The 21,172-nt window shown below is 70.0% G+C and carries 17 protein-coding genes and 1 riboswitch; of the genes, 11 read left to right on the top strand and 6 right to left on the bottom strand.

Annotation, left to right across the window (positions count from 1 at the left end; translation table 11 throughout):
* Positions 1-2: 2 nt before the first annotated feature.
* From IFSED24_RS19505 to IFSED24_RS19495, 3 genes are read left to right on the top strand one after another with little or no spacing between them, the layout of a single operon-like run.
* Entirely contained in the window at positions 3-341 is a 339-nt protein-coding gene (locus tag IFSED24_RS19505) for a DUF4870 domain-containing protein (RefSeq protein WP_491333166.1), read from the top strand.
* On the top strand, positions 338-901 hold the full coding sequence (locus tag IFSED24_RS19500; RefSeq protein ID WP_491333165.1) for a DNA-3-methyladenine glycosylase I: 564 nt from the start codon (positions 338-340) through the stop codon (positions 899-901). The genes IFSED24_RS19505 and IFSED24_RS19500 overlap by 4 nt, the downstream gene beginning before the upstream one ends.
* Complete coding sequence (locus IFSED24_RS19495) at positions 898-1,647, top strand: hypothetical protein (RefSeq protein WP_491333164.1); 750 nt, start codon at positions 898-900, stop codon at positions 1,645-1,647. Before IFSED24_RS19500 ends, IFSED24_RS19495 begins: the two co-directional genes overlap by 4 nt.
* Here the strand turns inward: IFSED24_RS19495 and IFSED24_RS19490 are convergent.
* From IFSED24_RS19490 to IFSED24_RS19475, 4 genes are all read right to left on the bottom strand, one after another.
* Positions 1,631-2,719 (bottom strand): HNH endonuclease, encoded by a 1,089-nt coding sequence (locus IFSED24_RS19490; protein WP_491333163.1) that lies wholly within the window; start codon positions 2,717-2,719, stop codon positions 1,631-1,633. The two genes, IFSED24_RS19495 and IFSED24_RS19490, sit on opposite strands and share 17 nt — an antisense overlap.
* Positions 2,720-2,790: 71 nt before the next feature.
* Positions 2,791-4,170 (bottom strand): sodium:solute symporter family protein, encoded by a 1,380-nt coding sequence (locus tag IFSED24_RS19485; RefSeq protein WP_491333162.1) that lies wholly within the window; start codon positions 4,168-4,170, stop codon positions 2,791-2,793.
* A 2-nt stretch (positions 4,171-4,172) separates the two neighbouring features.
* On the bottom strand, positions 4,173-4,892 hold the full coding sequence (locus IFSED24_RS19480) for a thiamine diphosphokinase (RefSeq protein ID WP_491333161.1): 720 nt from the start codon (positions 4,890-4,892) through the stop codon (positions 4,173-4,175).
* A 74-nt stretch (positions 4,893-4,966) separates the two neighbouring features.
* On the bottom strand, positions 4,967-7,294 hold the full coding sequence (locus IFSED24_RS19475; protein WP_491333160.1) for a TonB-dependent receptor: 2,328 nt from the start codon (positions 7,292-7,294) through the stop codon (positions 4,967-4,969).
* A gap of 82 nt (positions 7,295-7,376) precedes the next feature.
* A riboswitch (TPP riboswitch) is annotated at positions 7,377-7,468 on the bottom strand.
* Positions 7,469-7,633: 165 nt separating this feature from the next.
* On the opposite strand from IFSED24_RS19475, the gene IFSED24_RS19470 reads away from it, so the two are divergent.
* The 5 genes from IFSED24_RS19470 to IFSED24_RS19450 all read left to right on the top strand — a co-directional run bounded on the left by IFSED24_RS19470 (position 7,634) and on the right by IFSED24_RS19450 (position 14,698).
* Positions 7,634-8,044 (top strand): hypothetical protein, encoded by a 411-nt coding sequence (locus tag IFSED24_RS19470; protein ID WP_491333159.1) that lies wholly within the window; start codon positions 7,634-7,636, stop codon positions 8,042-8,044.
* Between the two features lie 23 nt (positions 8,045-8,067).
* Positions 8,068-9,612 carry a 2,3-bisphosphoglycerate-independent phosphoglycerate mutase gene (gpmI, locus tag IFSED24_RS19465; protein WP_491333158.1) on the top strand — a complete coding sequence of 515 codons (1,545 nt, stop codon included), beginning with the start codon at positions 8,068-8,070 and terminating at the stop codon, positions 9,610-9,612.
* Positions 9,613-9,888: 276 nt separating this feature from the next.
* Positions 9,889-11,814, top strand: a complete 1,926-nt coding sequence (locus IFSED24_RS19460) for a FlgD immunoglobulin-like domain containing protein (RefSeq protein ID WP_491333157.1) — start codon at positions 9,889-9,891, stop codon at positions 11,812-11,814.
* Between the two features lie 111 nt (positions 11,815-11,925).
* Positions 11,926-13,080, top strand: coding sequence for an iron-containing alcohol dehydrogenase (locus IFSED24_RS19455; RefSeq protein WP_491333156.1), 1,155 nt, complete (start codon positions 11,926-11,928; stop codon positions 13,078-13,080).
* Positions 13,064-14,698 (top strand): hybrid sensor histidine kinase/response regulator, encoded by a 1,635-nt coding sequence (locus IFSED24_RS19450; protein WP_491333155.1) that lies wholly within the window; start codon positions 13,064-13,066, stop codon positions 14,696-14,698. Before IFSED24_RS19455 ends, IFSED24_RS19450 begins: the two co-directional genes overlap by 17 nt.
* Here the strand turns inward: IFSED24_RS19450 and IFSED24_RS19445 are convergent.
* Both IFSED24_RS19445 and IFSED24_RS19440 read right to left on the bottom strand, forming a co-directional pair.
* Positions 14,695-15,480, bottom strand: coding sequence for a YybI family spore inner coat protein (locus IFSED24_RS19445; protein ID WP_491333154.1), 786 nt, complete (start codon positions 15,478-15,480; stop codon positions 14,695-14,697). The genes IFSED24_RS19450 and IFSED24_RS19445 overlap by 4 nt on opposite strands.
* Before the next feature lie 85 nt (positions 15,481-15,565).
* Entirely contained in the window at positions 15,566-16,261 is a 696-nt protein-coding gene (locus IFSED24_RS19440) for a hypothetical protein (protein WP_491333153.1), read from the bottom strand.
* Between the two features lie 178 nt (positions 16,262-16,439).
* On the opposite strand from IFSED24_RS19440, the gene IFSED24_RS19435 reads away from it, so the two are divergent.
* The 3 genes from IFSED24_RS19435 to IFSED24_RS19425 all read left to right on the top strand — a co-directional run bounded on the left by IFSED24_RS19435 (position 16,440) and on the right by IFSED24_RS19425 (position 21,157).
* Positions 16,440-18,185, top strand: a complete 1,746-nt coding sequence (locus tag IFSED24_RS19435; protein ID WP_491333152.1) for a S49 family peptidase — start codon at positions 16,440-16,442, stop codon at positions 18,183-18,185.
* Between the two features lie 147 nt (positions 18,186-18,332).
* Entirely contained in the window at positions 18,333-19,553 is a 1,221-nt protein-coding gene (locus IFSED24_RS19430) for an isovaleryl-CoA dehydrogenase (protein ID WP_491333151.1), read from the top strand.
* Positions 19,550-21,157 (top strand): carboxyl transferase domain-containing protein, encoded by a 1,608-nt coding sequence (locus IFSED24_RS19425; protein ID WP_491333150.1) that lies wholly within the window; start codon positions 19,550-19,552, stop codon positions 21,155-21,157. The genes IFSED24_RS19430 and IFSED24_RS19425 overlap by 4 nt, the downstream gene beginning before the upstream one ends.
* Positions 21,158-21,172: the final 15 nt, after the last annotated feature.

Below are 21,172 nucleotides of genomic sequence, written 5' to 3'. Positions count from 1 at the left end.
TCATGGAACGCTCGTCCACTGGCCTGACCGCCAACGTGGCCGCCACCCTCTGCTACGCCTTCTTCTGGGTCACCGGCCTCATCTTCCTGATCATCGAGCAGAGGAGCCCCTTCGTACGCTTCCACGCCATGCAGTCGCTCATGACCTTCGGCATCCTCTCGGTCGCCGGCTGGGCCGTGAGCATCATCCCCGTCCTGGGCACGCTCCTGGGTGGCGTCATCAGCCTGGTGACTGTGGTCCTGTGGATCTACTGCATGTTCAAGGCCTGGCAGGGCGAACAGTTCAAGCTGCCGGTGGTGGGCGACGAGGCCGCCAAGCAGGCCGCCCGCATGGCCCCATGACCCGCTGCCAGTGGTGCGGCGAGGACCCGCTCTACATCCGGTACCACGACGAGGAATGGGGCACGCCCAGCCGCGACGACCACCACCTCTTCGAGATGTTGCTCCTGGAAGGCGCCCAGGCCGGCCTGGCCTGGATCACGATCCTGCGCAAGCGCGAGGGCTATCGCCGCGCGTTCCACGGCTTCGATCCCGAGCGGATCGCGCGGTTCACCGAGGCGGATCAGCAGCGGCTGCGGCTCGACCCCGGCATCGTCCGCAACCGCCTGAAGATCGCCTCGGCGGTGCGCAACGCGCGGGCGTGGCTGGCGCTGGTCGCCGAGCACGGCAGGTTCGCGGACTACCTCTGGGATTTCGTGGATGGCCGCCCGGTCCAGAACGCCTTCCGTACGCTGGGCGAACTGCCCGCCTCGACCCCGCTGTCCGACCGGATCAGCAAGGACCTCCAGCGCCGGGGATTCAACTTCGTGGGGTCGACCATCGTGTATGCGTACCTCCAGTCGGTGGGCGTGGTCAACGACCACGTGGTGGATTGCTTCCGGTACCGTGAGGTGCAGGCGTGAGGGGCTGGATTGTCCTGCTGCTGGCGGTGATCCTGACCGTCCCGGCCACCGGGCTGGATCTGACGGGAGATCTGGACGGCGACGGGCACGCCGATACGGTCCAGGTCCGCTTCGACCGGGACGTGCTGGGTATCGAGTCGTTCCACCTCCGGCTGGGCGACGAGACAATCAGCGGCCAGGGCGTGGCCATGACCGGCGAAGCGTTCCTCGTGGACGTGGACACCACCGACGTGTTCGTCGAGATCCTGATCCCCGAGAACGGCCCCAGCGACGACCCCGCCACGAGCTTCGTCCGCTGGGACGGCGAGCGGTTCCAGTTGATCGGCAAGCTGCCAGGCAAACCGTTCGCCGCGACCGGCCCCGCCCTCACCTGCGACGGCGCGGGCACCATCGCCACCCGCCAGCACGGCAAGGTCCTGCACACCTGGTCCTACGAGGCGCGTTTCCACCTCGCCAACGACACCCTCGTCGAGGAACCGGCCGACCTCTACGACATGGGCCTCTACCCGCTGACCATGAAGCACCACCTCCCCTTGTTGATGCAGCCCGGCGACGAGGAACCCTTCGGCGTGCTCCGCCCCGGCGAACACGTCCAGCTCGTGGCCACCGACAACCGCCGCTGGATCCACATCCAGCGCGAGGACGGCCTGCTCGACGGCTGGTTCGAGGTGCAGGGTTTCCACCGCCTACCCATGGTGAATGCCTGGGCCCGCGATGTCTTCGAGGGCCTCAACCAGACGGACTGACGCCCTCGGCACACTGGAAAGACGCGGATTCGCGACCCGGGAACCAGACCGGCGGCCGCCCTCGCTCGTGCCACAGCCGGTGGCAGGCGCTGCAGAGGGTGATCAGGTTCGCCGCCGCGTTGGTGCCTCCCCGGTTGCGCGGCACGATGTGATGGACCTCCAGGAAACGCGTGTGATGGCAGCCCGGCGTCCGGCAGCGATGGCGATCGCGCGCCAGCACCGCGCGCCGCGTACCGGGCGGAATCGTGGTGGTGTTCCGCCCGCCGGGCTCGGCCAGCGCCGCATCGCATTCCACGCGGGCAGCGTCGGCATTGTCCAGTCGCCGCCCGGCCGCCTCCATGGCCCCGCACTCGGGGCAGCGATGGACGTGGATCTGGACCGGAGGACGCGTCCCCCGGGGGCTGGCTCCAGCGCATCTGATTTCATCACTGTCACTTACGCCTTTCGATGTTCCCCGCGCCTCCACCAGCTCCGCCAGCGCCGCCAGCAGGTCCTCCGCGTTCGGCGCCCGACCCAGCTCCTGCCACAGCGCCTCGTACCGCGCCGCCTGCTCGGCCGTCAGCCGCAGGCCGACCTGGACCGGAGCGGCCGCCGCCAGCCGGGTCTCGGACGCGGACTCGGTGCTCGGCAGCAACTCCCCCTGCCCCACCCGCGCCGCCCGACGCGCCTGCGCCTTCCGCCGCACCCGCTGGACCTTGGCCTCCAGCTCGCGGCGCGAGGAGGATGCCGCCGTCTGCAGCCATTCCGCCTCGGTGCGCGGGCTCGCCACCTTGACGATCTCCCGCGCCTTGGTGTAGCCCAGCTCGCCGCTGGCCACCGAGGCCCGCAAACGCGGCAGCTCGTCGAGGCGCGCGGCCAGGCGGTCGAAATCGGCGGCGCGAGTGACGGAAAAGCCCAGGCGGGTCACGGCGTACTGGCGCATGGAGGCGCAGTCGAAGGCGCGGTAGAGCCGGCGGCGGCGCACCTCGGCGAACCAGACCACGACGTGGTGCTCGGCCTGGTTCAAGGAACGAACGGCTTCCACCAGGCGTGCGTGCACGGCCTCGGCGGGCAGATCGGGTTGGAAGGACATGGGAAGACCAGCGATCCGGGAGGAGGTTGGCTAGCAGATATTATACGAACATATGGCGAAAATGTCAAGTTTCATTTTCGAGAGGAGACCCCGACCCCCACCATCGCCCCGCCGGAGACCAACAGCCCCGGAAAGATCGCCTCCACCCCCAGGAACGGCTCCCCCCCGCCGGCCACCAGCCACCCCAGCGACGTCAGCCCCGCCAGCGCCATCCCCCAGGCGACCCGCCGCGGCGCCCGCGCCCCGCCGCCCCGGCGCCCCAGATGCGCCAGCAACAAGGGCAGCAGCAGCACCGGCGTCCCCACCGATCCCAGCGTCTTCCACAGCGCCACCACGCTCTGCGACCACAGCGCCAGCACCACCGCCAGCACCGCCGTGGCTAGCAATCCCCAGCGCACCGGCCGCAGGTTCGCCACGTCCTCGCCGCCGAGCAGCGTGCCCGGCGGCTGCGTGCGCCGCCGCACCAGGTCGCGGCCCAGGGTGACCGCGGCGAGGAACGCGTAGCTGTCCACGGTCGACATGATGGTGGCTAGCAGGCCCACGGTGAACAGGCCCTGCCAGACCGAGGGCAAGGCGACCGCGGCCAGGGCGGGGAAGGCGGCCACGGGGTCGGCGAGGTCGGGCAGGACGGCGCGGGCGTAGAGGCCGGCGGTGGTGGTGAGGAGGTCGAAGACGAGCCAGAAGACCAGCGAGACCAGGATGCCGCGGCGGGCGGTGCGTTCGTCGACCGCGGCGTAGCAGCGCTGGTAGAACGCGGGTTCGACCAGGGTGGCGGCGGCGATGGCGTACCACACGGCGATGGCCTGCCAGCCCAGGCCGCCGTCGGCCCGGAGGTGTTGCGCGGGGAGGTTGGCGCGCAGCCAGTCGACCCCACCGTACTTGGCCAGGCACACCGGGACCAGGATCAGGAAGGCCAGGAACATGAGCACGAACTGGACCTTGTCGGTGGCCACCACGGCGCGCAGGCCGCCGCGGAACACGTAGCCCACCGAGAACGCCGTGCCCAGGACCACGCCCAGCCAGAGCGGCCAGCCGGTGGCGAGCTCGATCAGCACGCCGAGCATGAGCACGTAGGCGGCGGGGGCGGTCATGACGAAGAGGGTGGCCGCGCCGATGAGCGCCGCGGGGCGGCCCCAGGCGCGTTCGAGCTGGTCGCAGGGGCTGAGGGCGGCGGAGGCGCGGGCGCGGCGCGCGAGGACCAGCGCGAAGACCAGCGCGTAGAGGTAGTAGGGGACGCCGAAGACGAGCCAGCTGCTGATCCCGTGCGACCAGCCGTACTCGCCGACCCCGAGGATGCCGCCGTACCAAGTGGTGACCAGCGAGGCCACGAACGCGGGCAGGGTGAGGCGGCGGCCGGCCACCAGGTAGTCGGCCTCGCCGTCGACGGGGCGGCGGAACAGGCGCAGCACGACCCAGAGCAGGAAGAGCGCGTAGACCGCCGCCAGGACCATGATCAGTCCTCGTACCGGGCTCCGGCCGAGGGGCCCTCGCGGTCGACGAGCACGAGCAGGGGGCCGTCGCCGGCGCGGATCAGGAGCGGGTCGTAGGCCACGCGGTTGCTCACCGAGCTGGGGCCCTGCGGGCCGAGCTCCTCGCCCAAAAGCGGGAACTCGGCGCCCTCGACGGTCACGCCGCGGCTGGTGCCCAGCAGCGGCGTCAGGCTGAAGCGGGTGCCCGGGTCGAGGGACCAGGACACGGTCTCGCCCGGGGCGAGGCGGACGCCGTCGGCGGCGTAGCCGGCCAGGGCCAGGCGGAGGCGGTCGGCGTAGCGTTCGAGGAGCTGGGTGTTGTAGAGAGTGTGGTCGAGGCGCCAGCCCACGGCGCCGAGGAGGACGACCTCCTGCATGCCGCGGTCCAGGGCGTAGAGGATGGCCTTCTCGCTGTCGGTGGTGTCCTGGTCGTCGTCGCGCAGGAAGACCGGGCCGTCGCGGCCGTCGAGGAGGCGGCCGGCGAGCGAGTCGAAGTCGCCGATCACCACCTGGGGTGGGATGGGCAGGTGGTCGTACGGATGGCCGGCGGCGTCGGTGGCGATGAAGAGGTCGGCGCCGCCGAGCCAGTAGGCGATCACCTCGGGCTCGGGGGGCGGGCCGTCGCAGAGGATCACCGCGCGCGGGCCCTTCTTGGGGAAGATGGGGCAGGCGGCGCCGCCGGTCTCGTGGTCATAGAAGGACATGGTCGCCTCGACCGTGCCGCCGGCCCGGTGGCCGCGCCGCCGTGGTGAGCGGCGCGGCGCGAGCGGGCGGTCGGTTAGAAATCGTAGTTCACGCCGACGAGGAAATGACGCAGGGCCGCCGGGATGTACATGTTCTCCCCGTAGTCCCAGGCATCATAATACCCGGTGGTGTAATAGTCCTCATCGAAAACATTGAGCACGCGCAGGTAGGCCTCCATGCCGTCGAGGGCGCGCAGGCCGGCGCGACCCAGGTCGAGGAACAGCGAGACGTCGACGGTGGTGGAGGCGGCGATGGTGCGCGCCTCGTCGCCGGTGTTGTCGAGGTACTGCTTGCCCAGGTGGCGCACGCGCAGGTCGCCCGAGAGCGCGCCGACGCGGCTGGTCCAGGTGGCCGAGGCCAGCGCCTCGGGGAACAGGGCGATGGGGTTGCCCGAGTAGTCCTCGACGTAGGGGTCGCCGCCCTCGGGGTCGGGGACCTCGAAGCGGAAGCGGTCGTACTCGTTCCAGCTGCGGCTGAGCCCCACCGAGAGGCGATGGTCGCGGTGCGGGCGCCAGCGGAGGCCGAGCTCCAGGCCCTTGTGGACGGTCTGCTCGGCGTTGGTGCGGGCGGTGCGGTTGTTGTCGGCGTCCCAGTAGCCGGTGGCCACGATCTCGTTGGCGAAGTCCATGTAGTAGCCGTTGACCGTGACACTCAGGTCGCGCGCGTGGTAGGCCAGGCCGCCCTCCCAGTTGGTGACCTTCTCCTCGTCGATCTGGGCGTCGGACCAGCGGACGTACTCGACGGCGCCGCCCGCGCCGCGGACCTCGGTGCGCTGGTTGAACAGCGGGGTCTGGCCCAGGTCGTCGGGGCCGGCCCAGGCGCCCCAGTAGTCGGTGTCGGCGGGCTCGCGGTGGGTGACGCCGACGTGGCCGTAGACGCCGAGGCTGCCGCCGCCCGGACGCAGCGGGGTCTGCCAGAAGAGGCCGCCCTTGGGGTTGAAGAAGTCGTACTCCACGGCGTAGGCGTTGCGCAGGTCGCCGGTGAAGTTGCCGACCTCCTCCTGCAGGAAGTCGTACGCGCGGTGCTGGAACTGGAGGTCGGCGAGCAGGGTGAGGCCAGGCAGGAGCTCCCAGCGCTCGTTGAGGTAGGCCGACCAGGCGTCCTTGTCGCCGGTGTAGTGGTGGTACTTGTAGCCGTCGGGGATGTCGAAGGGGGTGAGCATGCCGCCGGTGGCGTCGGGTCCCGCCAGGAGGACGTCGCCCCAGTGGTTGCTGTGGAAGGTGTACCAGTCGCCGCCCACCACGAGCCGGCCGCCCGAGTGTTCCCAGAGCAGCGACGGCACCCAGCCGGTCTGGTCCTTGCGGACCCACTTGGTGCGGACCAAGTCGGTGTCGGTGTCGGTCTCGAAGCCGTCGAGGCGGTCGAGACTGAAGAGCCAGGCGCTCTCGTCCTGCTTGTAGTTCTCGTAGAAGCCCCGACCGTGGACGTGGTAGACGCTGTTGCGCAGGAGGAGGTTCTCGGCCAGGTCCCACTCCCAGTGCAGCTCGTAGTGCGGCTGGCGGAAGTCGTCCACCGCGTTCCAGTACTGCTCCGGGTTGTAGCGGCGGTTCTCCGCGAGCACCGACGCGGGCGCCGGGTCCCAGGCGTGGTGCGTGAGCTCCTTGCCGGTGTACATGTTGGCCTGCAGCAGGTGGCGCTCGCTGCGCCAGCGGCCCGACCAGAACACCGCCCACTGCTCGCTGCCGGCGCGCTCGCGGTAGCCGTCGCTCTCGAGCTGGCTGAGGCGCAGGCCGGTGGAGAAGCCCTGGCCCAGTTCGCCGGTGCGGTAGCTGAGCATGCGCCGGTTGGTGCCGTAGCTGCCGGCCTCGACGGTGGCGCGGCCCTTGGGATGGTCGCCGAGGACGTCGGTCACCAGGTTCACGCTGCCGCCGATGGCGGTCACGCCGCCCACACCGTTGGTGATGCCGCGCTGCACCTGGATGTCCTCGAGGCTCGAGGCCAGGTCGGGCAGGTCGACCCAGTAGACCTGGTGGTCCTCGGGGTCGTTGAGCGGGATGCCGTTGACCAGGACGCCCACGCGGCGCTGGTCGAAGCCGCGGATCTTCAGGTAGGTGTAGCCGATGCCGTTGCCGGCGTCGCTGTAGCTGAAGACGCCGGGGATGTCCTGCAGCAGCATGGGGATGTCCGCGGCGGTGCGCGCGCGGCGGATGGCGGGACGGGGCAGGTTGGTCTGGCTGAGGTGGACGTCGGTGCCGTAACGCGAGGCGATGACGACGACCTCCTCCTCCTGGTAGACCGGCACCCGGGTGGTGTCGTCGGGCGCGGTGGTGTCGGCCGCTCCGGTGGCGCTGGCCACCCAGGGCAGGGCAAGGATCAGGACGCTGATTCCCGCCGCCGCCACGCGATGCGGACGTTCGGACATGGCGAACCTCGCTTCGTGGATCGGTATGCGGGAGCCGAAAAAAGACCGGCTCCTGGACAGGGCCGGTGGCGGAAGATGAGAGATCGGGCGGTTTCCGTTTTCCTACGCCGGTACGACCCGGGTCAGGTGCGGAGGGTGTGATCTCAGGCTTTCCAGCCACCCCTAACGGACGTGGGGAACGTAAGCCCTGTTGCCCAGATGGTCAAGCGTCTCGCCACGACCGGAATCCCAGATGCGCGTTGCCTTCCCGGGTGTCCCTGCCTAACCTGAGAAGCAGCGATCCGGAGCGGACGTCCCGGACCCGGCGTACTGCAACACCCGTATCCCGAAAGAACCCCCATGCCCACCGAACTCGACGACCTCCAAGCCCCCCTCGACCTCCCCCCCGGCACCCTCGCCCTGGACCGCGACGCCCGCCTCTTCGCCACCCGCCGCGCACTGATCGACCGCCTGCGCCCCCAGTGCGTCCGCCTCGAGCTCATCCCCGACGAGCTCCTGCACCCCGAGCCGCCCTGCGACCTCGTGGTCCGGCGCGGCAACCTCCGCGTGAGCGAACTGCTCGCCGACGGCCGCGAGGTCACCCGCGCCGTGCTGCAGGCCGGCGCGGTCTGCCGCGTGCGCGAGGAGGGCGAAGAGAGCGTTGGCGAGAGGCCGGGATCCGCGCTATATAGCCTCGGACGGACCGTGCTCCTGGCGCTGAGCGATACCGAGATCTGGCGCTTGCCCGCCGGAGCCGTGGACACCGATTGACCTGCCTGCCGGGAGCCTTCCCCATGACCGACCAGCCCCGCCCGCGCCTCGTGCTCTGCATCCTCGACGGCGTCGGCTACCGCGAGGACGACCACCCCGACCGCGGCAACGCCCTGACCGCCGCCAAGCCCGCCTTCTTCGACAGCCTTTTCAAGACGTATCCCCACACCGTCCTCGACGCCTCCGGCCTCGCCGTGGGCCTGCCCGAGGGCCAGATGGGCAACAGCGAGGTGGGCCACCTGACCATCGGCGCCGGCCGCGTCATGTACCAGGAGCTGGTGCGCATCGGCAAGAGCCTCGAGGACGGCGAGTTTCCCCAGCGTCCCGCCTGGCGCGAGTTCACCCGCAAGGGCCTCGAAGGCACGAAGCGCCTGCACCTGATCGGCCTGGTCTCCCCCGGCGGGGTCCACAGCCACACCGACCACCTCTACGGCATCGTCCGCGAGGCCAAGGTCGCCGGCTTCACCGACATCTGCATCCACGCGCTGCTCGACGGCCGCGACACCGACCCGCACAGCGGCCTCGGCTACGTGCAGGAACTCCAGGCCAAGCTCGCCGAGATCGGCGCCGGCCGCGTGGCCACCGTCATGGGCCGCTACTACGGCATGGACCGCGACAAGCGTTGGGACCGCAACGAGAAGGCCTGGAACGCCATCGTCGACGCCGAGGGCCCACGCGCCGATGACGCCCTGGCCGCCATCCAGGCCAGCTACGACGAGGGCGTCACCGACGAGTTCATGCTGCCGGTGGTCCTCACGGGCGACCGGGTCGAGGATGGTGACAGCGTCTTCTTCTGGAACTTCCGCGCCGACCGCGCGCGCCAGCTCACGTGGGCGTTCATGGACCCCAGCTTCGAGGGCTGGGGCCCCGAGCGGCGTCCCCGGGTCAACTACCTGACCATGACCCCGTACGACGAGAAGCTGGCCGACGTGCCCGCCGTGTTCACGCCCGAGCAGCCGCACCACGGCCTGGCCGAGATCTTCGCCGAGCACGGCATCCGCAACCTGCGCACCGCCGAGACCGAGAAGTACGCCCACGTGACCTACTTCCTCAACGGCGGCCGCGAGGATCCCTGGCCCCACGAGGTGCGCAAGCTGGTGCCCTCGCCCAGGGTGGCCACCTACGACCTGCAGCCCCAGATGTCGGCGCCCGAGGTGGCCGAGGTGGTGGCCCAGGCGTGCCGCGGCGGCGACTACGACGTGGTCATCGTGAACTTCGCCAACGGCGACATGGTGGGCCACACCGGCGTGTTCGAGGCCGCCGTCGCCGCGGTCAAGACCCTCGACCGCCTGCTGGCCGAGATCATGCCACCCAGCCTGGAAGCGGGCACCATCTGGCTCGTGACCGCCGACCACGGCAACTGCGACGAGATGCTCGACCAGAGCGGCAAGGTCCTCACCCAGCACAGCCTCAGCCGGGTCCCCTTCGTGGTGGCGGGCAAGGAGTTCGCGGGCCAGACCGACCGGATCGCCGACGAGGGCTGGGGGCTGGCCGACATCGCGCCCACCATCCTCCACCTGCTGGATCTGCCGAAACCCCAGGAAATGACCGGACGATCCATCATTTAGCCGGCTTTTGAATTGAAAATTCTCAAGGATTTTTAACCCGGGGGGATTGGAACCCCGGGTTTCCTTGTGTTATAATGCGCCCGACCAGAGCCAGGAGATCGCATATCCCGGGAGGCCGTAATCCTCCCGCGGGTTTGCATACCCGGAGAGGGACCCCAGTCGTTGGACTGGTAACAATCGCCGTCTGGATCGCGCCCCGGCCCACTCGTCAGCCATCGCTTGACACCATGCGAGTCGTTCAGGGTTCTCGTATCCGAGCCTCAAGGAGTCCACAGGATGAAGACATTGCTCACCAGCATCTTCCTCGTCGCGCTGATCGCGGGCATGGGCGTGGCCCAGACCATCGATCAGATCCAGCAGTATACCGAGACCGGTGACCCGGACAGCCCTTACGCCGGCGAGACCGTCACCATCACCGGCGTGGTCTTCGCGCCTCCCGGCGTCTACAACAGCGGCACCCACTACATCCACGACGGCACCGGCGGCATCGGCTTCTTCCTCAACGGCACCGGTGCGGTCCTGGGCAGCACGGTGACGGTCACCGGCCCCGTGGGCGTCTACGGCGGCGAGATCCAGATCACGCCCAACCCCACGGTGGACGTGACCGGCACGGGCACGCTGCCCACGCCCATCGAGGCCACGCCCGCCGAGATCCTCAGCGACTACGAGTGGGTCGGCGAGCTCGTGTCGGTCATCGGCATCGTCTCCTCGGTGGACACGGACCAATTCACGCTGGCCACCGGTGGCGCCGAGGACCTGGTCGTCTACATCGACGACACCACCGGCATCGACTTCAGCGCCGTGGCGGTGGGTGACGAGTACAAGGTCATCAGCCCCGTGGTGAAGTACAACGCCCTCATCGAGCTCAAGCCGCGCTACCAGAGCGACCTCGTCGAGGACCCCATGGGCGACACCCTGCCCGTGATCAGCAACGTGCGGCTCGACAACTACGTCGTCATGCCCGATGCCCCGATCATCGTCTCGGCCACCATCGAGGACAACAGCGCCGTGGCCAGCGCCAACGTCTTCTACCGCAACAGCGACGGGGAGACCCCCGGCAGCTGGAGCAGCGTCGCCATGGTCGATCAGGGCGACGACTACTGGGAAGGCACCATCCCCGCGGGCCATCCCCAGAGCCAGATCGACTACTACGTCGAGGCCACCGACGACGGCGACCAGACCGTCACCCTGCCCGGCAACGCGCCGGACGGCTTCTCCCGGGTGGCCGTGGGCATGACCCCGATCTACGACCTGCAGTACGTCGACCCCGACGCCGAGGACCAGACCACGCCTTATCTGGACCGCGTCCTGAACATCCACGGCGTGATCACCGCGGCCGGCGAGAACGAGGCCGGCGCCAACAGCAAGTTCATCCTGCAGACCCTCGAGCCCCACCCCACCGAGGGCTACCGCTGGGGCGCCGTGCTGGTCTACGAGAGCAGCGCCACCTACGAGTACTTCCGCGGCGACGAGGTCGAGGTCGGCGGCTACGGCGACGAGTACTACGACCTCTCCGAGATGATCCCCCACAACGCCGACGCCGTGAACCTGGTGGGCTTCGGCACCGCACTGCCCGAACCCGAGCGCGTGCGCACCCGTGTGCTGGCCGACAACACCCTCGAGGACGGCAACGGCTACCTGGGCGAGGCCTACGAGAGCGTCTGGGTGAAGACCTACGCCGCCAAGGTCCTCGGCACCAGCGAGTACCTCGAGTTCTACGTCAGCGACACCGAGGCCTGGGCTGACAGCGTCGAGGTGGAGCCCGCGGTGCCCCTGTCCTACACGCCCACGGTCGGCGACGTGATCTACGCCGAGGGCTACATGGATTACGCCTTCAGCGCGTTCCAGGTCACCCCCCTGAGCGACGAGTTCATCATCCTGACCGACTGGGTGGGCGTGGAGGACACCCCGACCGTGGAGGCGGCCGGCGGGTTCAAGTCCATCTACCCCAACCCGTTCAACCCCGCCACCAAGCTGAGCTTCGTGGTGGCCCGCGACGAGCTGACCCAGCTCAACATCTACAACATCCGCGGCGAGCTGGTCCGCACCCTGGTCAACGAGCGCCTGCCCATGGGCGACTATCAGCTGACCTGGGACGGCCAGGACGCCGGCGGCAGCGCGGTGGCCAGCGGCCAGTACTTCGCGCGCCTGCGCATCGGCAAGACCGTGATGCAGGTCCGCAAGCTGAGCCTGGTCAAGTAGCGACCAGACCGCCCGCGATCATACGAACCGCCGGTCCCTCGGGACCGGCGGTTTCGTCTGACATTGCCTTGCCTGGCGACCCTGCCTATGCTTGGCCGCGGGAGGTAACCCATGAGCCGACCTGATCCCGCCACGACCTGGCGCAAGTTCGTCGCCCCCGAGTTCGTCTTCGGCTGGGATTGCCGCCAGCTCGCCGGCCACAGCGTCGGCGCCCTGGGCGCCACCCACGTGCTGCTGGCCGCGGGTCCGCGGCTGGCCGAGGCCGGCTGGGTCGACGACGTCGAGGCCATCCTCGCGGCCGAGGGCCTGCGCGTCACCCGCTTCCTCGACATCAGCCCCAACCCGCGCATCGGCGAGGTCTCGGCCGGCGCCGAGCGCTATCTCGCGGCCGGCTGCGACGCCATCGTGGCCCTGGGCGGCGGCAGCCCCATGGACTGTGCCAAGGCCATCGGCGTGGTGGCGGTGAACGAGCGGCCGATCACCGAGTTCGAGGGGGTCGACCTGGTGCCCGTGCCCGGGCCGCCGCTGGTCTGCCTGCCGACCACGGCCGGGTCGGCGTCCGAGGTGAGCCAGTTCGCCATCATCCTCGATCCCGAGCGCGGCACCAAGCTGGCCATCATCAGCAAGTCCATGGTGCCCGACAAGGCGCTCATCGACCCCGCCATGACCGTGACCATGGACCGCGACCTGACCGCCGCCACGGGCCTGGACGCGCTGACCCACGCCGTGGAGGCGCTGGCCTCCAACGCCCACTCGCCGCTCACCGACCTGCATGCCCTGGAGGCCGTGCGCCTCATCCACCAGCACCTGGAACAGGCCATCACGTCGCCCCACGACGTGGACGCCCGCAGCGGCATGATGCTCGGCAGCCTGCAGGCCGGCCTGGCCTTCTCCAACACCAGCCTCGGCGTGGTCCACGCCATGGCGCACAGCCTGGGCGGCCGCAAGGACCTGCCCCACGGGCTCTGCAACGCCATCCTGCTGCCGGTGGCGGTGGCCATCAACTTCTCGGCGGTGCCGCAGCAGTACGCCAAGCTCGCCACCGCGCTGGGCCTGGATGCCGCCGCGGGCAGCGAGGCCCTGGTCGCGGCGCTGGTGGATTTCGGGCGCCGCGTCGGTATCGACACCCGCCTGCGCGACCTGGGCGTGACCCAGGCCGAGCTGCGCGATCTGGCAGCCAACGCCCTGGCCGATCCCTGCATGGTCACCAACCCCCGCGAGCTGAGTCGCGAGGAGGTGGAGCGGATCTATGAGCAGGTCCTCTGACCAGCCCGAGCCCCGCGAGGATCTGCGCGCGCGGATCCTCGGCTTTGGCGAGCGCTCGCAACGCAAGACCTACTACCCCGAACTGCGCCAGAAGCTGGTGGAGCTCGAGCGGTTCCGGCAGCTCCTGGACCACGCACACGATGCCATCCTCTGCGCCGAACTGCCCGGCGGCCGCCTGCTCGACGTGAACGAGGCCGCCAGCAGGCTCCTCGGCCACCCCCGGGATGCCATGCTCACCCGACCGCTCTCCGAGGTGCTGCCCACCGAGGTCTGGTCGCGTCTGGAGAGCCTGGCCCGACCAGACGCGCCCCGGCGGACGCTCATGGAAGTCGACCTCGCCCGTCCCGACGGCACCATCGTCCCGGTGGAGATGACCCTCGGCCGCCATCAGCTCGGCCACATCCCCTACGTGGTGGTGGTAGCGCGCGACATCGCCGACCGCCACGAGGCCGATCGCCAGCGCCAGCTCCTCGAGCGCCGCCTGCGCCAGGCCGAGAAGCTCGAATCGCTGGGCACCCTGGCCGGGGGCATCGCCCACGACTTCAACAACATCCTGGCCTCGCTCATGGGTTACGCCCAGCTGGCCCAGGAGGATCTGCCCGCCGGGGCGGATCAGGTCCGCGGCTACCTCGACGGCGTCCTGCGCGCCGGCCAGCGCGCCACCGCCCTGGTGCAGCAGATCCTCACCCTGGCGCGCCGCCACGACCCCAAGACCCAGGCGGTGAGCCTGCAGGACATCGTCGGCGAGATCGCGGGCCTGCTCCGCAGCTCGCTGCCGGCCACCATTGCCATCGAACTGGACCTCGACGATACCTGCCCGCCCGTCCTGGCCGACCCCGCCCAGCTCCACCAGGTGGTGATGAACCTGGCCGCCAACGCGTTCCACGCCATGCGCGAGCACGGCGGGGTGCTGGGCCTGAAGCTCGCCACGCGGATCAATCCCACCGGCACGGACAAGGAGCCCGGACCCGGTTGCTGGGCCGAGCTGGCGGTGCACGATTCGGGCAGCGGGATGACCGCAGAGGTCCTCGCCCGCGCCTTCGAGCCCTACTTCACCACCAAGGCCGTGGGCGAGGGCACCGGGCTGGGACTGTCCACGGTGCACGGCATCGTGACCAGCTGCGGCGGGAAGCTCCAGGCCCACAGCCGGCCTGGCGCGGGGACCACGGTGACGGTCTTCCTGCCGGCCACCGAGGAGGAGCCGGCTCCCGAGCTGGCGCCAACCGACCCGACGCTCGGCGCAGGCCGGGGCGAACACCTACTGGTGGTGGACGACGAGGCGGAGATCGTCCGCTTCCTCGACGCGCTCCTGACGCGCCAGGGTTACCGCGTCTCCACGGCGGCGACCCCCGATGCGGCGCTCGCGGCGCTCGCCGACCATCGTCAAAGCATCAGGCTGGTGATCTGCGACCAGACCATGCCCGGCCGCACCGGCCTCGAACTCGCCGGCGAGATGCGTCGCCAGTGCCCCGGGTTGCCGGTGATCCTCTGCTCCGGCATCACCGACGACGCGTTCGAGTCACGGCTGAGGGACGCCGCCATCGACGCCTTCCTGCTCAAGCCGGTGCCGGCGCGCGATCTGCTGAGCGAGGTGCGCGCGCTGCTCGACCGGATCTAGCGCTCCAGCGGGCGGACGGCGACGTCCACCGCCTGCCAGGACTGATCGCGCCAGGCCAGGACGGTGACCACCTCGGCCAGTCGATCGGCGTTGGCTGTTCCCCTTGGTTGCTGGATCAGCCGCAGGCCCGGACCGCCCTCGGTCGACCCCAGAGGCTCGACCGCCATGAGCGCGTCCCCCCAGATCTCCACCGGCCTGGCCAGCTGGCCGTCCTCGGCGTAGATGCCGGCTGCCAGGTAGCGATCGCGGCGGCCCGCCAGGTCGAGACGCTCGGTGCGATCGGCCTGGCCGGCCACGCGGATCTCGAGGCGAGCCGCGAACCCGGTGACGAGGGCCCCGGTCAAGGCCGGGCGCACCCCGCTCTCGGTGTCGAAGAGAGGCCGGTAGCGCCAGTGGTCCCCTTCGCGCTCCACCCCCACCACGACCGCGTTGACGAGGCCGCCGCTGCCGCCGGTGTCGGCGGTGACGACCACCTCCGGCCGGCCGTCGCCGGTCACGTCGACCAGTTCGAGAACGGGCTCGTAGCCCGAGGCGCAGGCGCTGGGCAGGGGCCAGAGCCGGGCCGAACGGCCCACCGCCAGGCGGAGATCCTGCCGGAACGGGCCCTCGCCCGGTCCCGCGCGACCGACCAGGCGGACCAGCGTGTCCGCGCCGCCGGCCAGATCGGCGCGGGCTTCGGCCAGGACGTGGAAGCCCTCTGGCAACCCGGATGCGGGTTGGTCGCCGCACCCGGTAGCGAGCAGCATGGGGATGGCGAGGATCACGGGCAGGGAACGCCGCACGGTCGGACCTCCGGTTCGGGACATGCATGGGGGCATGATCTCACCGGCCGGCCGTGGTCGCCACTGCCGCGCGTGCCACCGCCGATCAGCCGCCGAAGCCCAGCCGCAGGCCGATCAGGCCGAACCACTCGGTCTTGGGCTGGTTGATGGCCGCGTCGGCATCGTCGTAGGTGTAGTCCTCGCGCGGGTTGACGTCGTCGCCGTCGGGCTCGTAGGCGGTGTCGTGGCCCTCGAGGCGGCTCTTGAAGTACTGGTCGAGGCCGAGCTGGAGCGTGAAGTCCAGCTTGTCGGACACCGTGAACGCCGCCTCCAGAAACGCGCCCACGCCCCAGGGATCGCTGGTCACGTCGAATTTCTCGTTGCCGCCGACGTAGTCGAACGAGCCCGTGAAGAAGGCCTTGCGGGCGCCGAGGCCCAGGTGCAGGGGGGTGCGGCCCAGGGTGGCCACCGGGAAGAGCAGGTCGAGGCGGAGCTGCCAGGTGCTGGCCGAGGTCTCGGGAGTGCCGTTGGTGTTGTTGTTGATGAACACGCGGCGGGCGTCGAGGGCATGGCCGGCGTCGCGGCCCGAGTAGGCGCCCGACAGGCGCAGCGAAAGCGGCACGTCGCGGGTGAAGTGCTCGAACGTGAAGTCGCCCTGCACGCCGAAGCCGGCGGTGGCGCCCAGGCCGAGCCCCACCGAGGTCTCGGCCGAGCGGGCGGGCAGCGTGCAGCAGAAGCAGGCGGCCACGGTCAGCATGAAGAGCGTTGCGAAACGTCGCGGAATCATTCGGTAGCCAGGCATGTCGACATCCCTCCGGTGGTCGGATCCAGGCGGGCACCTTGCACTCTGGAGCTCGCTTCTAAACGAGATTTTCAGTCCTGGATCAAGTCCCGTGCCAGGCAACCTCTTTCCAGGGCTTGCGTCATGATAGCCGACCCCGCTACGCTCCGCGTCCACCAATCCCCCGGGAGGATTCCATATGGCTCACGAAAGCTTCGGCCACCGGCTCGTCCGCCAGGTCGCCCTCAGCCTGCTGTCGCTGGTGATCGTGCTCGCCGTGATCGCCGGCGCGGCCTACCTCGTCCTGAGCCAGAAGCCCGACATCGCCGACGAGAGCTGGCTGATCCTCGACCTCTACGGCGATCTGCCCGAGTACGCACCGCCGGGCAGCTTCCCCGCCAACCTCCTGGCCGACGACACGCTCACGCTCCAGGACGCGCTGGACGCCATGGCCAAGGCCGCCCGGGACGACCGCGTCGCCGGCGTGATCTGGAAGCTCTCGGCGGCCAACGGCGCCGGCTGGGCCTCGCTGCAGGAGCTGCGCGACGGGATCACCGCGGTGCGCGACACCGGCAAGCCCGTGTACGCCTGGGGCGACTACCTAGACCTGAAGACGCTCTACCTCGCGGCGGCCTGCGACTCGATCTACCAGCCGCGCGGCGGCTACTGCGAGGTCCGCGGCCTGCGGCGCGAGTCCATGCACCTGCGCGCCATGCTCGACAAGCTGGGCATCGAACCGCACATCTCGAAGATCCGCGAGTTCAAGGGCGCCGCCGAGCTGGTCATGGAGACCGAGATGACCGACCCCGTCCGCGCCCAGGCCCAGCGCGTGCTCGAACGGAACTGGGACGAGGTCACTGGCACCCTCGAGCGCGAACGCGGCCTCACCCGCGAGCGCCTGCTCGCGGCCATGGACCACGCCGCGCTGCTGCCGCAGCAGGCCCACGAGTTCGGCCTGATCGACGGCCTGCTCTACTGGCAGGATCTCGAGGCGCGCCTGCTGACCGACAGTGACCTTCACGTCCTGCCCACCGTCACTCCCGCCGACTATCGCGACGTCGCCTGGAAGGACCTGGGCCGCAAGGGCAAGGCCACCGTGGCGGTGATCCACGCCCAGGGCACCATCGCCGGCCGCCAGAGCGGGGTCAACCCGCTGCTGGGCATCACCATGGGGCACGAGTCGGTGGTGGCCGATCTGCAGCGGGCACGGTTCGACGACGACGTGGCGGCCATCGTCCTGCGCGTGGATTCGCCCGGCGGCGAGGGGCTGGCCAGCGACCTGATCGGCCACGAGGTGGCGCTCTGCGCCGCGGCCAAGCCCACCGTGGTCTCCATGGGCGACGTGGCGGCCTCGGGCGGCTACCAGATCGCGTTCCGGGCCACCCGTCTACTGGCCGACCCCCTGAGCGTGGTGGGCTCCATCGGCTCGATCAGCGGCTACTTCGACATGAGCGGGCTGTACGACCGCATCGGCCTGGACAAGGACGGAGTCGAGGTGGGCCCGCTGGCGGGGCTGGGTCGTGACGACCGCGCACCTACCGATCACGAATGGGAGGCCTTCACCGCCGCCCACGAGGCCGGCTTCGCCGACTGGCTGCACGAGGTGGCCCAGCAGCGCGGACTCTCCTTCGCCGAGGCCGAACAGCTCGCCTATGGCCGCGTCTTCACCGGCCGCGAGGCCGTGGCCAACGGCCTGATCGACGGGCTCGGCAACCTGCAGGCGGCGATCCGCGAGGCGGCCGGCCTCGCCGGTGTGGCGCCCGAGACAGCCCTCAGCGTGGTCCACCTGCCCGAACAGCCGGGTCTGCTGGAGAGCCTGTTCGGCGACGACCCCGCGCCCGGCGCCCCCGTGACCGCCGCCGCCCGCTATCTCCTGCACAAGCAACTGCGCACCGAGCTGATGGAGACCCGGCAGCTGTTGCAGACCGAGGTGCTGGCTCGCTGAACGATCAGCCCGCTCCCCCGACGAGGCCGACCCCCACTCCGGGGCGGCCTCGTCCGTCCCCTCCCCCGCTCTGGCGATTTCGGTGTTTCATACCGAACATGTCCGGTCAGAATTGACCTCCAGCCCTAACACAGCGCGGGGAGAGCCATGGCCACCCACTACCATGAACTGAATTTCGACCATGGCGAGGCGATCGATCTCCTGCGCGCCCACGTGCAGGAATTCGCCCGCCGCGAGATCGCACCCCTGGCCGAGCGCATCGATCAGGAGAATGCGTTCCCCCAGGAGGTCTGGCGCAAGCTGGGCGAGGCCGGGCTGCTGGGCATCACCGTGAGCGAGGAGTACGGCGGCGCCGGCCTCGGCTACCTGGCCCACGTGGTGGCCATGGAGGAGATCAGCCGCGCCTCGGCCTCGGTGGGCCTGAGCTACGGCGCCCACTCAAACCTCTGCGTCAACCAGATCTTCTGCAACGGCAACGACGAGCAGCGGCGAACGTACCTGCCCAAGCTGGTCAGCGGCGAGCACGTGGGCGCCCTGGCCATGAGCGAGACTGGCGCCGGCAGCGACGTGGCCGGCATGCGGCTGCGCGCCGAACTCCGCGACGACCACTACGTGCTCAACGGGACCAAGATGTGGATCACCAACGGCCCGGAGGCCGACACGCTGTTGGTGTACGGCAAGTCCGAGCCCGACCGCGGCGCCAAGGGCATCACCGCCTTCATCATCGAGAAGGACATGCCCGGGTTCAGCACCGCCCAGAAGCTCGACAAGCTGGGCATGCGCGGGTCGCAGACCTGCGAGCTGGTGTTCGAGGACTGCGCGGTGCCCGTGGCCAACGTGCTCGGCGCCGCCGAGGAGGGCGTGAACATCCTCATGTCGGGGCTCGATTACGAACGGGTCGTCCTGGCCGCCGGACCGCTGGGGATCCTGCGCGCGTGCCTCGACCTGGTGATCCCCTACGTCCACGACCGCCGGCAGTTCGGCCGGTCCATCGGCCAGTTCCAGCTGATCCGCGCCAAGATCGCCGACATGTACACCCTGACCAACGCCGCCCGCGCCTACGTCTACACCGTGGCCCAATCGTGCGATCGCGGCGAGACCACGCGCAAGGATTCGGCCGGCGCCATCCTCTTCGCCGCCGAGACCGCCACGCGCATGGCGCTGGACGCCGTGCAGATCCTCGGCGGCAACGGCTACATCAACGAGTTCCCCGCCGGCCGCCTGCTCCGCGACGCCAAGCTCTACGAGATCGGCGCCGGCACCAGCGAGATCCGTCGCCTGCTCATCGGCCGCGAGCTCTTCGAGGAGACCCATCCCGAGGGCGCCGAGGCCGCCAAGCAGCGGCGTCTGAAGGGAGGCGACGCGTGAGCGTCATCCGCAGCCGCGTGCTGACCCGCAGCGACCTCTTCCGCCAGAACGACCAGGCCATGCGCGAGCAGCTCACCGACCTGCAGCGGGTGATCGCCGCGATCGAGAGCGGCGGCGGCGAGAAATCCCAGGCGCGCCACCTCGCCCGGGGCAAGCTGCTCCCCCGCGACCGGATCCAGGCGCTCCTGGACCCGGGGTCGCCGTTCCTCGAGCTGAGCCAGCTCGCCGCCCACGAGGTCTACGACGACGTGGTGCCGGCGGCCGGCCTGATCACCGGCATCGGCCGCATCGAGGGCGGCGAGTGCATGATCGTGGCCAACGACGCCACCGTGAAGGGCGGCACCTACTATCCGCTCACCGTGAAGAAGCACCTGCGCGCGCAGGAGATAGCCGCGCGCTGCCACCTGCCGTGCGTCTATCTGGTGGACTCGGGAGGCGCCAACCTCCCCTACCAGGACGAGGTCTTCCCCGACCGCGACCACTTCGGCCGCATCTTCCACAACCAGGCCAACATGTCGGCGGCGGGCATCGCCCAGATCGCCGTGGTCCTGGGACTCTGCACCGCCGGCGGCGCCTACGTGCCCGCCATGGCCGACGAGGCCATCATCGTCAAGGAACAGGGCACCATCTTCCTGGGCGGACCCCCGCTGGTGAAGGCCGCCACCGGCGAGGAGGTCACCTCCGAGGAGCTGGGCGGCGCCGACCTGCACACCCGCGTCAGCGGCGTGGCCGACCACTTCGCCCAGGACGACCGCCACGCCCTGGCCCTGGCTCGCCGGGCGGTCCGGCACCTCAACCGACGACGGCCGCTGGACCTCGACCTGCGCGATCCGGTCCCTCCGCTCTACGATCCCACCGAGATCTACGGCATCGTCGGCACCGATCTCAAACGCCTCTTCGACATGCACGAGGTCATCGCCCGGCTCGTGGACGGCAGCGAATTCGACGAATTCAAGACCCGCTACGGCGACACCCTGGTCACGGGCTTCGCCCACCTGTACGGCTACCCCGTGGGCATCCTGGGCAACAACGGCATCCTGCACTCGGACTCGGCCATGAAGGGCGCCCACTTCATCGAGCTGTGCTGCCAGCGTCGGATCCCGCTGATCTTCCTGCAGAACATCACCGGCTTCATGGTGGGCCAGAAGGCCGAGGCCGAGGGCATCGCCAAGCACGGCGCCAAGCTGGTCACCGCCGTGGCCTGCGCCCAGGTCCCCAAGTTCACCGTGCTGGTGGGCGGCAGCTACGGCGCCGGCAACTACGGCATGTGCGGCCGAGCCTACGATCCCACCCTGCTGTGGATGTGGCCCAATGCCCGCATCTCGGTCATGGGCGGCGAGCAGGCGGCCAACGTGCTGGCCACGGTCAAGGCCGACGGCCTGGCCCGCAGCGGCCAGAGCTGGACCGAGGAGGAGGCCGAGGCGTTCAAGGAACCGATCCGGCGCCGCTACGAACAGCAGGGCCACCCCTACTACGCAAGCGCCCGCCTCTGGGACGACGGGGTCATCGATCCCGCCCAGACCCGGGACGTCCTGGGTCTCGGGCTCTCGGCAGCGCTCAACGCCCCGGTGGGCCAGACCCGCTTCGGCGTCTTCAGGATGTAACCAGCCATGGGAGCA

The organism is Candidatus Latescibacter sp. IFSED24, assembly GCF_058273205.1.
The sequence above is the reverse complement of the archived record's forward strand: the minus strand, read 5'-3'. Positions and strand labels throughout refer to the sequence as shown.

Excerpts from the sequence above, each read along its gene's own strand:
- IFSED24_RS19485 (WP_491333162.1), bottom strand. The coding sequence starts at position 4,170 with ATGGTCCTGGCGGCGGTCTACGCGCTCTTCCTGCTCTGGGTCGTGCTG.
- IFSED24_RS19480 (WP_491333161.1), bottom strand. The coding sequence starts at position 4,892 with ATGTCCTTCTATGACCACGAGACCGGCGGCGCCGCCTGCCCCATCTTC.
- IFSED24_RS19490 (WP_491333163.1), bottom strand. The coding sequence starts at position 2,719 with ATGTCCTTCCAACCCGATCTGCCCGCCGAGGCCGTGCACGCACGCCTG.
- IFSED24_RS19500 (WP_491333165.1), top strand. The coding sequence starts at position 338 with ATGACCCGCTGCCAGTGGTGCGGCGAGGACCCGCTCTACATCCGGTAC.
- IFSED24_RS19505 (WP_491333166.1), top strand. The coding sequence starts at position 3 with ATGGAACGCTCGTCCACTGGCCTGACCGCCAACGTGGCCGCCACCCTC.
- IFSED24_RS19440 (WP_491333153.1), bottom strand. The coding sequence starts at position 16,261 with ATGCCTGGCTACCGAATGATTCCGCGACGTTTCGCAACGCTCTTCATG.
- IFSED24_RS19455 (WP_491333156.1), top strand. The coding sequence starts at position 11,926 with ATGAGCCGACCTGATCCCGCCACGACCTGGCGCAAGTTCGTCGCCCCC.
- IFSED24_RS19475 (WP_491333160.1), bottom strand. The coding sequence starts at position 7,294 with ATGTCCGAACGTCCGCATCGCGTGGCGGCGGCGGGAATCAGCGTCCTG.
- IFSED24_RS19430 (WP_491333151.1), top strand. The coding sequence starts at position 18,333 with ATGGCCACCCACTACCATGAACTGAATTTCGACCATGGCGAGGCGATC.
- IFSED24_RS19470 (WP_491333159.1), top strand. The coding sequence starts at position 7,634 with ATGCCCACCGAACTCGACGACCTCCAAGCCCCCCTCGACCTCCCCCCC.
- IFSED24_RS19450 (WP_491333155.1), top strand. The coding sequence starts at position 13,064 with ATGAGCAGGTCCTCTGACCAGCCCGAGCCCCGCGAGGATCTGCGCGCG.
- IFSED24_RS19460 (WP_491333157.1), top strand. The coding sequence starts at position 9,889 with ATGAAGACATTGCTCACCAGCATCTTCCTCGTCGCGCTGATCGCGGGC.
- gpmI (WP_491333158.1), top strand. The coding sequence starts at position 8,068 with ATGACCGACCAGCCCCGCCCGCGCCTCGTGCTCTGCATCCTCGACGGC.
- IFSED24_RS19435 (WP_491333152.1), top strand. The coding sequence starts at position 16,440 with ATGGCTCACGAAAGCTTCGGCCACCGGCTCGTCCGCCAGGTCGCCCTC.